Origin of the sequence: Lacrimispora algidixylanolytica, assembly GCF_003609635.1 — a bacterium.
GTDB classification, from domain to species: domain Bacteria; phylum Bacillota; class Clostridia; order Lachnospirales; family Lachnospiraceae; genus Lacrimispora; species Lacrimispora algidixylanolytica.
The window spans coordinates 25,975-40,016 of sequence record NZ_MCIA01000007.1; the positions used below are offsets into that span (position 1 = coordinate 25,975).

The following is a 14,042-nucleotide window of genomic DNA, read 5'->3' on the forward strand; positions in this document are numbered from 1 at the left end:
ATGATTCTTGAATAAAGGTGGTGAAGCAGGAATGGATAAGAATGATCAGAGGCCAGATCCGGATGAAATTTTAGAGAATATTCAGTCCCAGATGACGAAGCCAGCAGGGAAGCTTAAAATATTTTTTGGGTATGCCGCTGGCGTTGGAAAAACGTATGCCATGCTTGACGATGCCCAGGATCGTTTCCGAAGCGGAATGGATGTTTTAGTTGGTTATATTGAACCACATACCCGCCCTGAGACCATGGGAAAGCTTCAGGGCCTCCCGCTGTTATTGCCAAAAACTGTGTCATACCGAAATATAGAATTAAAGGAATTTGATTTAGATGAAGCACTGAGGCGAAAGCCTGAACTGATCTTGGTTGATGAACTGGCGCACACCAACGGAGAAAGCGGGAGAAATAAAAAAAGGTATCAGGATATTGAAGAGCTGCTGGCAGCAGGAATTGATGTTTATACCACTGTGAATGTCCAGCACATGGAAAGTCTTAATGACGTAATAGAGAACATTACAAATATCAGGGTTCAGGAAACCGTCCCAGATCATATTTTTGACCGTGCAGAGGAAATAAAACTGGTAGATATTGAACCGGAGGAGCTTTTGCGCCGACTTGAAGGTGGAAAGATTTACCGGCCTGAGCGGGCCAAAACGGCGACTCAGAACTTCTTTACCCGGGAAAACTTAAGGCTTCTGCGGGAAATTGCCCTTAGATGCACGGCTGATAAGATCAGCCTGGATAACCAAAGCCAGAGAAGTTTATCCAATAAGATGGCAAATACAAAAATGCTTGTCTGTATCGGTCCTTCTCCCTCCTCTGCCAAATGTATCCGGTGGACGGCCCGGGCGGCGGATGCCTTTCACGCAAGTTTCACAGCTCTTTATGTGGAAGATGCAAGAGGGGAAAGGCTAACAAAGGAGCAGCAAAAGACAATTCAGGAAAACGTTGAGCTGGCAGAAACACTTGGGGCTGAAATTGTAAACCTGACTGGGCACGACCTTGCTGTTGTCATATCAGAATATGCGAAGCTTTCTGGCATTACTAATATCGTGGTGGGCAAAAGCAGGAATAAAAAGACACTGAAAAGTCTGTTTGAGACAGATCTTGAAGACAAACTGATCTCACTTTTGCCGACCATTGAAGTTCATATCATCCCAGGGAACCCAGGAAAACGTAAATATAAAAAGCCAAGAAAAAATTTGAATCGTGAATCCCTTCATTTATCCTGGGGGGATTCCATTAAGACGCTTTCTATTTTAGTGCTAGCCACCCTGCTGTCCTATGGATTTCATCGTCTTAATATTTTGAACCAGAATATTATTATGGTTTATATTTTTTCCGTACTTCTGATTTCAAGGGTCACGGAAGGGTATGTGTATGGTATTGTTTCATCTGTCATCAGCGTCTTAACCTTTAATTTCTTTTTTACCGAGCCTTATTTTACCTTAGCTGCCATTCAATCCGGCTACCCACTTACATTTCTCATTATGCTTTTGGTGGCCTTTATCACAAGTACCATGACTGTAAGGATTAAGTCGGAAGCGAAGTTGGCTGTAAAGCGGGAGCACCGCACAGAGGTGCTTTATGAGATTAATAAAGGATTTTTGGCTACAAGGGGTCTTGAAAAAATAGTTGCCCTTACCAATGACTATATCATCAGGTTGTTTGACTGCTCTATTGTTTTTTTTACGATCGATCCTGAGCATGGAGAAGATGGATACGTAATGCAGGCTCCAGATGATTTTGACGCTTCCATTTTAAATTCACCAGATGAAAAGGCAGTGGCACATTGGGTATTCTTGAATCAAAAACGTGCAGGAGCAGGAACAGATACCTTAATGGGAGCTGCTGCTTTCTACATGCCAGTTATCTCACAGGGAAAGGTTCTTGCTGTATGGGGGATATCCAGTCTAAAAGGGAAGTTAGATCACGATACCCGCCTGTTTTTGCGCATGATAGCATCACAGGCTGCCATGGCCCTGGAGAGACAGAAGCTTTCCGATGAGCAGAACAAAATCATGTTGGATTCAGAAAAGGAAAGAATGCGAAGTACTCTTTTGCGGGCCATTTCCCACGATCTTCGTACCCCGCTTGCCGGTATTTTGGGCTCCAGTTCCGCTATCTTAGAAAACAAACACCCACTTGACGAAGCCACAAGAAACAGTCTCATTGCCAACATACAAGAGGAATCCCAGTGGCTAATCCGCATGGTGGAAAACTTACTTTCAGTTACAAGAATTAATGAGAATGCATCAAATCTGGTAACTAATCCAGAAGCAGCAGAGGAAGTGGTAGGAGAAGCGGTAAGCAGAATAAAGCATAGATTCCCTCATCGGGAAATCAAGGTAATCGTCCCAGAAGAATATTTAGAGGTTCCCATGGACGGTACGCTGATCGTACAGGTTTTAATCAATCTTTTAGAAAATGGAATCAAATATTCTCCTGATGACACCCCTGTGGAACTTCATCTAAAGAAAAATGGAGAACGAGCTGAATTTTTTGTGATGGATCAGGGAAACGGGATTTCAAATGAGGAGTTTCCTTATTTATTTTCAGGCAATAAACCAAGTGGGACCAAGAGTTCTGATTCTGCAAGAGGTCTTGGAATTGGCCTTTCCATCTGTAAAACAATTGTAAATGCCCATGGAGGAGAGTTAACTGCCAAAAACAGAGACGACAAAGGAGCGGTATTTCGTCTCACTCTGCCATTGAAAGGAAGTGAATGAAAATGGATATCAAACCAACGGTTTTAATCATAGAGGATGAAGAGGCAATCAGCAACTTCATTTCGGCTGTATTAACTTCGAATAATTACCAGGTTATAAAAGCCAAAACAGGTAAAGAAGGCCTGTCCCTGTTTACCTCCCATATTCCTGATATCATTCTTTTGGATCTTGGTCTTCCGGATATGGACGGAGTAGAAATACTAAAAAATATTAGAAGCTGGTCTAAGATTCCAATTATTGTTGTGTCAGCCAGAGGTCATGAGCGGGAGAAGGTAGCTGCTCTTGATCTAGGAGCAGATGATTATATTGTTAAGCCCTTTGGCACACCGGAACTTCTTGCCCGGATACGAACCGCCATGCGCCACAGCTTGGAGGCAGCTAGTTTAAGAGGCAAGGAAGTAGATCAATTTACAGTGGGAAATCTTGAAATCAATTATAGTAAGCGTCTCGTCTTTCGGGAAGGAGAGCCCATTCATCTCACTCCCATTGAATATAAGATACTGGTACTGCTCTCCAGGAATGCAGGTAAAGTATTAACTCATGATTTTATCATTCGTGAGATTTGGGGGATCTATACGGATGAAAGCCATACCTTGCGTGTAAACATGGCAAACATTCGAAGGAAAATAGAAGCCAATCCCGGAAATCCTCAATATATATTAACTGAGATGGGGGTTGGATACCGAATGGTAGAGGAACTTGGAGAATAACATAAGGGCGTATTGCAACCTGACGATAAAACGTTAGACTTGCAATACGCCCTTATTGTTAGATGAAGGGAACCTATCTTTTGGCCTTTACCAGGTACTGGTATGCAAGGAATGCATCTGTCTGGCTGGTGCTCAAAGCACATAGCTTATTAATTAAGTGCATCTGATCATCACTGACCCATACTCTGGTATTGCCCACATCAAGAATCTCATACCCTGCACGTGCGAACATCTTAATAATTTCCCCTTTTGTAAAGAAGCGTAGATGAGTCCGGTCTAAAATTCCGCTGTCTTGATAGGTAAAAGCTCCGTTTAACAAATCACCAATTACGGAAATGTGCATGATGTTTGGAATGCTTGCAAGAATCATACCACCTGGTTTTAAATAGCGTTTCATATTGACCAGAACAGCTTCCGGTTGATTTAAATGCTCCAGCACATCTCCAAAAATAATATAATCAAAATATTCCTTGGGGTAGTCTAAATCCTGCTCCACATTCCCCTGTGTCACCGGAAATAGCTTAGAGGCAATTCCCCATGAGCCTGGGTCCAGTTCAATGCCGTGAGGCTCTGATGCCGGAAACTTATTTTTTATAGACAAAAGAGAAGCTCCGCAGGCGCAGCCCACATCTAAAACCTTTAAGGGAGTGTCTGTAGGATCGGTGATGAGAGCAAGAATTTCGGGGCGGCTAAACATGGAGTAATTCAGGCGAACATCCCATTTAATATGAAAGTAGTTGTAGTCCAAAAGTCTGGCTGGATTATTCTGAGGTTGAACCAAAGTATAGACATAGCCGTGGTGACATACAAACGTCAGCTTCTTGATAGAAATAAGCTGAAAACTGAGATCTTTTTCTGCCACCTCCAGAGTCAGAAAGGAAGGGTCAAAGCCATTGATCTCATCCCAGCAGGTTCGTTTGACCAGAACGCTTCCACAAGAGGGTACAAGCAATGGATCCATGTGTTCATCCCCTGGCAGATTATGTTCGATGGCATATCCGTCAGCTCTTTTGATTGGAGTCTCAAACTCCGTAAGATCATAGGCAGGTCCGTTGGTAACGGCATTAACCGCACCAATCTCGTCATCTCTATAAAGTGAAATACGAAGATGATACAAGGCATGGTTTAATAAGGCGGAACCTTTATCCAATAAGAGGAGATCATCTCCATCCCCTGTTAAGCTTACTGCCTTTTCATAGGCCTTTTGGGAAGTGAGTCCTTTTACGGATAATAAGGTGATGTCTTTTACTTCTTTTAGCCAGTCGGTGACTTCTTTTGATTCTTCCCAGTCAAGAAGGACAATTACATTGGAGTCCTCTTTTAAAGCAAGGGTAGCAGATAATATCGCTTTCATCTGTGCCAGCATGGGAACGGCTGGGATGAGAATGGATACCTGAGGCGCATATTCCGGTGTCTCTTTCTTTATACGATCAATTTCCTTTGATACATGAATGACATCTTCCTTCTCATTTCCAAGGTACAAGCTGTGGATATAGCTTAAATACGCCCGCCTTACATTCCCTTGATCTTTGTAATAGTCTCCTAATTTATAATAAACCTTATAATCACGGCTGTCTTTGGCTGCTTCTTCTTGAAGTGCTTTCAAGTTTTTTAAAGATTCCACCTGGTTATTCATAAAATCTCCTTTTTTGCTTTTTATTTCATTATATTCCAGAGGTACTTGCTGATGTGATACAGACATGCTTCTTATAAATATAGTTGACTTATCAACCATATTGGATTATAATATCCAGCGTATGATTTCCAGGATACTTAGGGTGTGTCTGAAAACTCATTGCACCAATCTGCACGTCCCACTTCGCAGCATATTTGCTCCAAATTCAGTTGGCGTAGCCTACTACGCCGCCTTCATCTGGACCAAATCTTCCACAAAGTGTAACGCACATCTTGAAACAAGCAGTTTTCAGACACGCCCTTGATGGAAGAGGAGAGATGATGAAAGAAGAATACCGGAAGCTAAGTAAGTACACTGGAGGCATTTATCGCTGCACTCAGGCGTATATGAGTGATATATTAAAGCCATATGGACTTAGTAGCGCTAGCTGTCCCTATTTACTGGCTTTGTATCATGAAGATGGGGTCAATCAAAATCAACTGAGCAAAGAGTTAAGCGTGGATAAAGCCATGTCGGCCAGAGAATTGAAAAAGCTGATGGATCAGGGTTATGTAAAGAAAGAGGTAGACAAAAAAGACATAAGAGCCTATAAGCTTTATCTGACTGAAGAGGGAAAATCTTTGGTTCCGGACATTCGAAAGGAAATGATTAACTGGAATCGAACCATTACCCGGGGCCTTGATGAGGAAGAAAAAGATGAGCTTATGAGAATGTTAGATGTAGTTTTAATAAAAGCAAAGCAAATTCGCAATCTCAAAAAAGACGAGGAATAAAAGAGGCAGAAAGAAGAGAGAATTTATTATATGAATCTAGAAATGGAGAAATTAATGGAACAAACAAATGAAAAAGTATACAAAAATCGTATGCTTATTTTAATTAATGTGGTGTTGCTCACCCTTATGGCGACCCTAGACAGCAGCATCGTAAACGTGGCTCTTCCCCAGATGTCGGAGCTATTACATGTCAGCTCCGAGGCAATCGCTTGGGTAGTAACTATTTATCTTTTAGTGGTGGTTGGAACCATTTTGATCTTTGGCCGTTTGGGCGATATATTTGGAAAGACACGAATATTCCTATACGGAGTTTTAGTTTTTACTGCCGGATCATTGCTTTGCGGCATATCCCACAGCTTTTTACAGCTTATTATTTCTAGGGGAATTCAGGCTCTTGGAGCAGCGGCAGCTATGGGTACCAATCAAGGAATCATCACCCAGGTCTTTCCAGCAAATGAGAGAGGAAAAGCCCTTGGAATTTCCGGTACGGCGGTAGCGCTTGGGTCCATGGCAGGTCCACCCCTGGGCGGTTTTATTATACATTCCTTTGCCTGGGAATATATATTTTTAATTAACGTACCAATTGGAATTTTGGTTTATTTCTTAGGAATGAGGATTCTTCCCAGGTCTAAAAAGGCAACCCAACAGCCATTTGATAAAAAAGGAAGTGTTTTATTTCTGTTTTCCGTAGTCTCTTTGTTTTTGTCACTAACGTTTGGAAAGAACTACGGATATACAAACCCTCTGATTGTAGGAGGATTCCTTTTCTTTTTAATTTCCTTCCTTTTGTTTCTTTATCTGGAGAGCCGGACAGAAGTGCCCCTTTTGCCTCTTAGTCTGTTTCGCAACAGCCTGTTTTCCATCAGTATTTTATGTGCCTTTTTATCCTTTGTGGCGCTAAGCAGCTCTTCCATCATCCTGCCCTTTTACCTTCAAGATACCCTTAAGTATTCTCCGGCATTTACAGGAATCATACTAATGGTATCCCCGGTAATTCTAGCAGTGGTAGCCCCAATCAGCGGGTATTTATCCGATAAGATAGGTTCGGAGATTCTTACCTTTGCAGGACTATGCTTGTCAGGAGTGGGACTTTGTCTGATGGCCACCTTAACAGAAACCTCAGAAATTAAGGTTTTGGTGATTTATCTGGCAATCATGTCAGTGGGAAACGGATTATTTCAGTCTCCTAATAACTCCATTACCATGTCTACGGCTCCGAAAAATATGCTGGGAATCTGCGGTAGTGTCAATGCGTTGATTCGGAATCTGGGTATCATTAGCGGAGTGTCCTTTGCTGTTATTATTCTCTATAGCCAGATGAGTCAAAAGGTCGGCTATAATGTATCCGATTATATCAGGGGACGTGACGATGTATTTATCTATGGAATGAGAACCGTCTATCTCATTGCCGCAGCCGTTTGTGGAGTTGGTGCTTTCTTAACCGCAGTTAGACTGTATGGTCAAAAGCGAAAGAAACAGTCCCATATTACTGTAGAAACGAATTAAAACAACAAAAAAGTATCTTGAATGGCTCGTAAATCAGCCTTCAAGATACTTTTTTGTTGTTACACTTATTCGCTCACTGCCTGCCGCTTCACTTGCGTGATTGCTTTGAGTACAGGTGGCATATAAAGAACAATTATGGTGACAATTAACTCTGGAAGAATATAAGTAGCATTGTATACCAGAATATAGATCATGGAGTTGGTTCCTTCCGGAGCATAAGAAGCAAAAAATATGTAACCGGAAATCACATGAAAGAGATAGCGGCCGATTACGCCAGTGATATATCCGGCTATCAGTCCATGTTTTTTATTGCGGAACAGACCGGAAAGTCCAAGTGCTCCAAAAGCCAGGGGATAATCAAGAAGAACCTGTATTGGGGCAAAAATATATGGATTCATAATAAACTGTAGGATTCCGTATGCCACACCAGTCATAATTCCTGTTCTTACCCCGAATACATAGCCAATAAGGCAGATGAACAACATGGAGAAAAGGGTGATGGAGCCTCCAAACGGAAGTGATGCGAACTTGATTAAGGAAGTTACCAGGGAAAGAGCCATGGCACCTGCACAGTATACTAAGCGCTGTGTTCTAATATGAGGCGTTGTTTGATTGGGTTTTGAAAAAAATTGAAATCCCAAAAAGACAACTGCTAAAAGTAAGATAACAGCAATGTATCCGGCTGTCGTTAACATGTATTCCGCTTTGTCAGCGGAGTAATTTAGAAAAAAAGACATAAAAATACCTCCTTTTTATACGCAGGAGGGGACTACTGATGCTTCCTTACGCCGGTATTAGCCGGTTCAAGTAGTGAGGGTTAGGTAATTACCATTCTCAGCCTGTGGCTCCCCTAGCGCGTGAACATTTATTAGTTTAAGCTGAGTATAACTCAATTGGAAAGGCTTGTCAAGTTGTGTCAAATGATAATATTTGTATAAAAAAACAAATAAGGCACAACCTAGGATATAACAGAAAAAGAAAACAGGATCAATGGAGGTTATTTATGACAGGCTTTGTAATCGCTCTTATATCGGGAGCACTTATGAGCATCCAGGGAGTTTTAAATACAGGTGTGACCAAACAATCCAGTATGTGGGTGGCGACTGGCTGGGTGCAGCTCACTGCATTTTTAACTTGTATGATTTTATGGTATTTTTCAGGCCGGGAAAATATTACGGACCTTCTTAATGTACACCCAAAATACATGCTCATTGGAGGTGTAATTGGAGCATTCATCACCTATACGGTAGTAAAAAGCATGAGTAGTTTAGGACCTGCAAAGGCAGCACTTGTCATTGTGGTTTCCCAGATCATAGTGGCATACGGGGTGGAGCTTTTTGGCCTGTTTGGTGTAGAAAAAATAGGATTTGAGTGGAAAAAGCTAATTGGTGCTGTAGTTGCAATCATTGGCATCATGATATTTAACTAATTTGGAAATAGTGCTTGTATTTACGTATCTCTTTCGGTAGAATAATAACATAGGCTGAAGATGGTATCCTTTTTATCCAATATTTGTAACAGGAGGGATATCATGAAATTCCAAAAAGCGAAGATTGCATTCATCGTTTTATGTATTTTGATCTCAGGCATATGCTACAGCGTAAGCAGATTTTACGTCAACCGGACCGGTGAAACCAATATTTCTCAGTCATCAAAAGAGATGGAAGCAATGGCAAGCACTGTTTCCCCCTTAGAGAGCCAAAAGGAAGAATCTCCGGGCAGCAGTTCCTTGGATACACAAGAAGAGAAGAGTCTGCCCTGCTATGTACATATTTGCGGAGAAGTGGTTTTTCCTGGCGTGTACCAGCTTTCCAAAGAAAGCAGGGTATTTGAAGCGGTGGAAAAGGCCGGAGGTTTCACGCAGCAGGCATCACCAGAATATTTAAATATGGCACAACAGATCGAAGACGGCATGAAAATCGTGGTTTTAAGCAGGGACGAAGCAAAAACAGCAGAAGACCAAGCTTTGAAAGAAACCGGGCAGAAAGGATCTAAAATAAATCTAAATACTGCCCCAAAGGAAGAACTGATGACTCTTAGAGGAATCGGAGAGGCCAGAGCCGAAGACATCATAAAGTACCGGGATAGTCACGGTGCATTTAAGAAGATTGACGATATTATGAATGTATCCGGGATCAAGGATGCGGCATTCCAAAAGATAAAAGACGACATAACGATTTAAGATAGAAGACAGAGGTGTGAGATGGCAAGTGTTTTAGTAGTGGATGATGAAAAATTAATTGTGAAAGGCATGAGATTTAGCTTGGAACAAGATGGTATGGAAGTGGATTGCGCTTATGACGGGGAGGAAGCCATAAATCTGGCAAAGCAAAAAGAATACGATATGGTTTTACTAGACGTCATGCTTCCAAAGTTTGATGGTTATGAGGTTTGCCAAGCCATTCGGGAATTTTCTGAGATGCCGATTATTATGCTGACAGCAAAGGGCAATGATATGGATAAGATCCTTGGACTGGAATACGGAGCCGATGATTATATCACAAAACCCTTTAACATTCTGGAAGTAAAGGCTAGAATTAAGGCGATCATGCGTCGTAATGCCAAGAAAGGTAAGCGGGACCGCCAAGATGAAGGGCGCCTTGTTACCGCAGGAGATTTAAAGCTTGATCGGGACAGCAGGCGGGTCTTTATCGGTGAGAAAGAGATTAATCTGACTGCCAAGGAATTTGATCTTTTAGAGCTTCTTACCTGCAATCCTTCCAAGGTTTACAGTAGAGAACAGCTTCTTACGTTTGTTTGGGGGAATAAGGCAATGGACACAGGAGATGTCCGCACCGTGGATGTTCACGTGCGCCGTTTGAGAGAGAAGATAGAGCCTAGCCCAAGCGATCCAAAGTATGTGCATACAAAGTGGGGCGTCGGTTATTATTTCCGCGTCTAGGAAAGAATAATAAGACGGATTTCCTGCCGCATGCCGGGGAATCCGTCTTTTTCAAACGAATTAATAAGAAATGTCACCTATTATATACCGTCCAAATGGTAAGAGAAGAGAGGCACAAACTGGATGAAGCGAAGTCCCCAGGGAGAGCGATGGAGAAAACTTGATAATACAGCAAAGATATTCCCAGTTATAGCAAGCAAGAGCTTAAGCAGCGTGTTCCGCATTTCCGCAACCCTAAAGGAAGAGATCGATCCAGGAACTCTTCAGACAGCCTTAGAAGAGATTTTGCCTCAGTTTGAGGGATTCTCCGTAAGGCTTGGCAGAGGATTTTTCTGGTATTATTTTGAGCACAATAAGCGGATGCCTGTGATTGAACGAGAGACCACCTATCCCTGTAAATACATTGATCCCAGAAGCAGCCACCAGTTTTTGTTCCGGGTCAGTTATTTTGACAGAAGAATTAATTTAGAGGTATTTCATGCTGTGACAGACGGACTTGGAGCCGTTAACTTTTTAAAGGCCCTGGTTTACCGCTATCTGGATTTAAAGAAGGGGTGGAAATCAGTGCATACATTCGACCAGAAGATATCGTCTGATATCTCCATGAATGTAGAAGACAGCTATATCAGGAACTATAAAAAGACGGAAAAACGCAAATATAGCTCAAAAAAGGCGTTTCATCTATCCGGAGATAGCCTGCCTCTAGATGAAGAAAACATTCTTCATGGCTACATGGGCTTAAAGGAATTAAAAGAAGCAGGCAAACGTTATAACGCCAGCGTGACCAGGTTTTTAACTGCCGCTTTAATCTGGTCCATCTATACGGAACATCTTGAGAGAAAGGCTTGTGAAGCACCCATTGGAATCAGCATTCCAATCAACCTTCGTACTTTCTTTGGCTCCAAGACCATGGCTAACTTTTTTGCAGTCACCCTGATTGAATATCTCTCCGATGGAAAAGAGCATACCTTTTCGGAGATATTAAAGATAGTCAGTTCCCAGATGGATTTAAACATTACAAAGGAGAAGATGGAGGAAGTAATCTCCTATAATGTTTCCAATGAGAAAAAGTGGTATCTGCGCATTGTGCCTCTCTTTGTGAAGTGGTGCGCCATTAATTTCGTGTTTCGAAAGAATGATAGAGCATATACCATGACACTTTCTAATATTGGTTCTATCGATGTGTTAGAGGAATATAAGGAAGATGTGGAACGGTTCCATATGCTAATTGGAGTCTCTAAAAGGCAGCCGGTAAAATGTGCAGTTTGCTCCTATGACAATGAATTGGTGATCACCTTTTCTACCGTGTTTCAGGATACAAGACTCCAGGATCATTTTTTTGCTTTCTTAGAATCAGAAGGAGTACCAGTAGAAGCAGAAAGCAATGGGGTTCCCGGAACCCGTGACAATAAAGGAATGTATCCTCAGATCCGTTACGATAAAGAGAAAATGAAAAAGCTGGCCAATGTGTTTTATGGGCTGATGGTAATTATGGCTTTTGTTCTGGGAATTATAAATTATGCCACATATTCCGGCTCCACTTGGTCTGTCATAGCCATTGGATTAATGGCTTATGCTGTGATTACAGTCCGGTATTCCCTGATGCACCATTCCAATCTAGGTGCAAAGATATTGCTTCAGACAGCCGCCGCAGAAGCGCTATGGGTGGCTATCGATCATTCCAGTGGTTACAGCGGATGGTCTGTGAATTATGGCATACCTAGCACGATTCTTTTTGCGGATCTTTCTGTGGTGTCTTTAATTCTTGTAAACCGGATGAACTGGCAGAGCTACTTCATGTATCAGATTGCCATAACCGTATTTAGCTTTATTCCCTTGATATTCTGGGCAGCAGGCTTGATTACCAGACCGCCTCTCACCATAGTTGCTGTGACATTGACGGTGATTTTACTCATTGTCACCATACTTCTTGGTGATTGGAGCGTTAAAAATGAGCTGAAACGGCGGTTTCATATATAAAGGCAGAAAGGAGTTGGCATTTCATTGAGAAGAAAAAATGTAAGTGTAAGAGGAAATCTGGTGAGGGAAATGATGCAAAACGTGATGGAAACATCATTAAAAGAACCAATAAGAACCGGGGAATTAAGACGTAATCCCGTAGAACCTGCCTGGGCCTGTCCATCAGGATATGAGTATGAAATCATAGAGAATGAACATTTTAATATGGAATATTTAAGGCCTGTTGGAGTCTTCACTGGCCGGGTGATCTTACAGCTTCATGGAGGCGGCTACATTGGCCCTATGAAAAACATTTATAGGAGATTTGCCGTCCGCTATTCCAAGATCAGTTATGGAGGGGATGTGCTGACCCCAGATTACCGGGTAGCACCAGAGAATCCTTATCCAGCCGCTCTTAACGATGCCCTATTTGCATATGAATGGCTTATCAATGAGAAAAAATACGACCCAGCTGACATCGTGATTGCAGGAGATTCTGCTGGTGGCGGCTTAGGCCTTGCTCTTGGTCTTTATTTAAAGGATCATAATATCCCACTTCCTGGCGGTTTTATCGCTATGTCTGCCTGGACGGATCTAACCAACAGCGGGGAAAGTTATAAAACCAACTACGAGATAGATCCATTGTTTGGAAATTCCACCAACAATATGCTTTATAATTCTTCCTATGTAGGGGAAGAGGATCCTAAAAATCCATATATATCCCCTATGTTTGGTGATTTCAAACAGTTTCCTTTTGTTCTTTTACAGGTTGGAAGCTATGAAGTTTTATTGAGCGATACCCAATCTATGGCAGAAAAGCTAAAGGCTGCCGGAGTCAAGCACCGTTTTTCGGTATACGATGGCATGTTTCATGTATTCCAGATGGGCCTTGATCTGATTCCAGAGAGCCAGGAAGCTTGGGAAGAAGCAGAGGAGTTTTTAAGAATCATATATCATATCAATGTAAAGCCAGATGGCAAAGTAGTCCGTAAGGTACAAAACGGGCCGAAAAAAACAGTAAGAGACGTAACAAAGCTTCTAATCGCTATGATGAAAAAGGAGCTTGATGGATAGGAGATTTACATGAAGATAACTTTGGTAACAGTGGGAAAGATTAAGGAAAAGTTCTTTTCCGACGCCATTGCAGAATATACAAAAAGACTGAGTCGTTATTGTAAACTGGATATTATTCAACTGCCTGATGAAAAGACACCAGATAATGCTGGTGAGGTGATGGAAAGGCAGATTAAGGATAAGGAAGGGGAACGCATCATTGCATCCATTAAGGATGGTTCCTATGTGATTGCCCTTGCTATTGAAGGAGATATGCTGGATTCTGTAAAGCTTTCTGAAAAGATTGATTCCCTGGGAATTGGAGGTACTAGTCAAATCGCATTTGTTATTGGCGGTTCCCTGGGATTATCCGATGCCGTTTTAAAGCGGGCAGATTATAAACTTAGCTTCTCCCGTATGACATTTCCCCACCAGTTGATGCGAGTAATATTGCTGGAACAGATATACCGCAGTTATCGGATTATTTATGGGGAACCTTATCATAAGTAATTGGACATAGATAGAAGAAAAGAACAAGACCTTCTCCACAAAAGAGAGTCTTGTTCTTTTTTTACGAAAAATCCCCATTTTTCTTTCGGAACAAGTGAATTGGACAGAGAATAATCTAAAGTAATAGCAATAAAGGCCTTTTGCAGTCAAAATCAACGTAAGTTTCCTTGATGCCATCAATCAGATCACTCAGGGGATGGAGCAGATTTCCAGTGTGGTACAGGCCAATTCGGCGGCTGAGGAATTTTCCTCCTCCAGCCAGGAGATG

The 14,042-nt window shown here is 41.9% G+C and carries 13 protein-coding genes and 1 riboswitch; of the genes, 11 read left to right on the top strand and 2 right to left on the bottom strand.

What is annotated here, in order from left to right; all coding sequences use genetic code 11:
- Positions 1-31 precede the first annotated feature (31 nt).
- Positions 32-2,725, top strand: a complete 2,694-nt coding sequence (locus BET01_RS05675) for a sensor histidine kinase (RefSeq protein ID WP_120195980.1) — start codon at positions 32-34, stop codon at positions 2,723-2,725.
- 2 nt (positions 2,726-2,727) lie between these two features.
- The gene (locus BET01_RS05680; protein ID WP_120195810.1) at positions 2,728-3,435 is read left to right on the top strand and encodes a response regulator transcription factor; all 708 of its coding nucleotides are present in this window, start codon (positions 2,728-2,730) and stop codon (positions 3,433-3,435) included.
- Positions 3,436-3,508: 73 nt separating this feature from the next.
- Here the strand turns inward: BET01_RS05680 and BET01_RS05685 are convergent, their stop codons facing one another.
- A complete protein-coding gene (locus BET01_RS05685) occupies positions 3,509-5,071 on the bottom strand; it encodes a class I SAM-dependent methyltransferase (protein WP_243117133.1) in 1,563 nt (520 codons plus the stop codon).
- Positions 5,072-5,192: 121 nt separating this feature from the next.
- On the opposite strand from BET01_RS05685, the gene BET01_RS22490 reads away from it, so the two are divergent.
- Genes BET01_RS22490 through BET01_RS05700 form a run of 3 tightly spaced genes read left to right on the top strand, consistent with a single transcriptional unit; the run spans position 5,193 to position 7,350 of the window.
- Positions 5,193-5,375: a DUF6783 domain-containing protein gene (locus tag BET01_RS22490; protein ID WP_408610151.1), complete on the top strand. Its 183-nt coding sequence runs from the start codon at positions 5,193-5,195 to the stop codon at positions 5,373-5,375.
- Positions 5,376-5,388: 13 nt separating this feature from the next.
- The gene (locus tag BET01_RS05695; protein WP_243117134.1) at positions 5,389-5,844 is read left to right on the top strand and encodes a MarR family winged helix-turn-helix transcriptional regulator; all 456 of its coding nucleotides are present in this window, start codon (positions 5,389-5,391) and stop codon (positions 5,842-5,844) included.
- A 54-nt stretch (positions 5,845-5,898) separates the two neighbouring features.
- Positions 5,899-7,350 carry an MFS transporter gene (locus BET01_RS05700; RefSeq protein WP_120195982.1) on the top strand — a complete coding sequence of 484 codons (1,452 nt, stop codon included), beginning with the start codon at positions 5,899-5,901 and terminating at the stop codon, positions 7,348-7,350.
- A 65-nt stretch (positions 7,351-7,415) separates the two neighbouring features.
- On the opposite strand, the gene thiT is transcribed toward BET01_RS05700, so the two are convergent.
- The gene (gene thiT / locus BET01_RS05705) at positions 7,416-8,087 is read right to left on the bottom strand and encodes an energy-coupled thiamine transporter ThiT (RefSeq protein ID WP_120195812.1); all 672 of its coding nucleotides are present in this window, start codon (positions 8,085-8,087) and stop codon (positions 7,416-7,418) included.
- 26 nt (positions 8,088-8,113) lie between these two features.
- A riboswitch (TPP riboswitch) is annotated at positions 8,114-8,212 on the bottom strand.
- Between the two features lie 141 nt (positions 8,213-8,353).
- Between thiT and BET01_RS05710 the strand changes: the two genes are divergently transcribed.
- The 6 genes from BET01_RS05710 (at position 8,354) to rlmH (ending at position 13,774) form a co-directional block, all read left to right on the top strand.
- Positions 8,354-8,779 carry a DMT family transporter gene (locus BET01_RS05710; RefSeq protein ID WP_120195813.1) on the top strand — a complete coding sequence of 142 codons (426 nt, stop codon included), beginning with the start codon at positions 8,354-8,356 and terminating at the stop codon, positions 8,777-8,779.
- A 102-nt stretch (positions 8,780-8,881) separates the two neighbouring features.
- Positions 8,882-9,532 carry a helix-hairpin-helix domain-containing protein gene (locus BET01_RS05715; RefSeq protein WP_166428721.1) on the top strand — a complete coding sequence of 217 codons (651 nt, stop codon included), beginning with the start codon at positions 8,882-8,884 and terminating at the stop codon, positions 9,530-9,532.
- Between the two features lie 21 nt (positions 9,533-9,553).
- Complete coding sequence (locus tag BET01_RS05720; RefSeq protein WP_120195814.1) at positions 9,554-10,252, top strand: response regulator transcription factor; 699 nt, start codon at positions 9,554-9,556, stop codon at positions 10,250-10,252.
- Between the two features lie 123 nt (positions 10,253-10,375).
- A complete protein-coding gene (locus BET01_RS05725; protein ID WP_120195815.1) occupies positions 10,376-12,232 on the top strand; it encodes a DUF6320 domain-containing protein in 1,857 nt (618 codons plus the stop codon).
- A 24-nt stretch (positions 12,233-12,256) separates the two neighbouring features.
- The gene (locus BET01_RS05730) at positions 12,257-13,285 is read left to right on the top strand and encodes an alpha/beta hydrolase (protein ID WP_120195816.1); all 1,029 of its coding nucleotides are present in this window, start codon (positions 12,257-12,259) and stop codon (positions 13,283-13,285) included.
- A 9-nt stretch (positions 13,286-13,294) separates the two neighbouring features.
- Positions 13,295-13,774, top strand: coding sequence for a 23S rRNA (pseudouridine(1915)-N(3))-methyltransferase RlmH (gene rlmH / locus BET01_RS05735; protein WP_120195817.1), 480 nt, complete (start codon positions 13,295-13,297; stop codon positions 13,772-13,774).
- Positions 13,775-14,042 lie beyond the last annotated feature (268 nt).

Bases quoted from the DNA above. Each gene is read 5' to 3' on its own strand.
- BET01_RS05680 (WP_120195810.1), top strand. From the start codon at position 2,728: ATGGATATCAAACCAACGGTTTTAATCATAGAGGATGAAGAGGCAATC.
- rlmH (WP_120195817.1), top strand. From the start codon at position 13,295: ATGAAGATAACTTTGGTAACAGTGGGAAAGATTAAGGAAAAGTTCTTT.
- BET01_RS05715 (WP_166428721.1), top strand. From the start codon at position 8,882: ATGAAATTCCAAAAAGCGAAGATTGCATTCATCGTTTTATGTATTTTG.
- BET01_RS05700 (WP_120195982.1), top strand. From the start codon at position 5,899: ATGGAACAAACAAATGAAAAAGTATACAAAAATCGTATGCTTATTTTA.
- BET01_RS05710 (WP_120195813.1), top strand. From the start codon at position 8,354: ATGACAGGCTTTGTAATCGCTCTTATATCGGGAGCACTTATGAGCATC.
- BET01_RS05695 (WP_243117134.1), top strand. From the start codon at position 5,389: ATGATGAAAGAAGAATACCGGAAGCTAAGTAAGTACACTGGAGGCATT.
- BET01_RS05725 (WP_120195815.1), top strand. From the start codon at position 10,376: ATGAAGCGAAGTCCCCAGGGAGAGCGATGGAGAAAACTTGATAATACA.
- BET01_RS22490 (WP_408610151.1), top strand. From the start codon at position 5,193: ATGATTTCCAGGATACTTAGGGTGTGTCTGAAAACTCATTGCACCAAT.
- thiT (WP_120195812.1), bottom strand. From the start codon at position 8,087: ATGTCTTTTTTTCTAAATTACTCCGCTGACAAAGCGGAATACATGTTA.
- BET01_RS05685 (WP_243117133.1), bottom strand. From the start codon at position 5,071: ATGAATAACCAGGTGGAATCTTTAAAAAACTTGAAAGCACTTCAAGAA.
- BET01_RS05675 (WP_120195980.1), top strand. From the start codon at position 32: ATGGATAAGAATGATCAGAGGCCAGATCCGGATGAAATTTTAGAGAAT.
- BET01_RS05720 (WP_120195814.1), top strand. From the start codon at position 9,554: ATGGCAAGTGTTTTAGTAGTGGATGATGAAAAATTAATTGTGAAAGGC.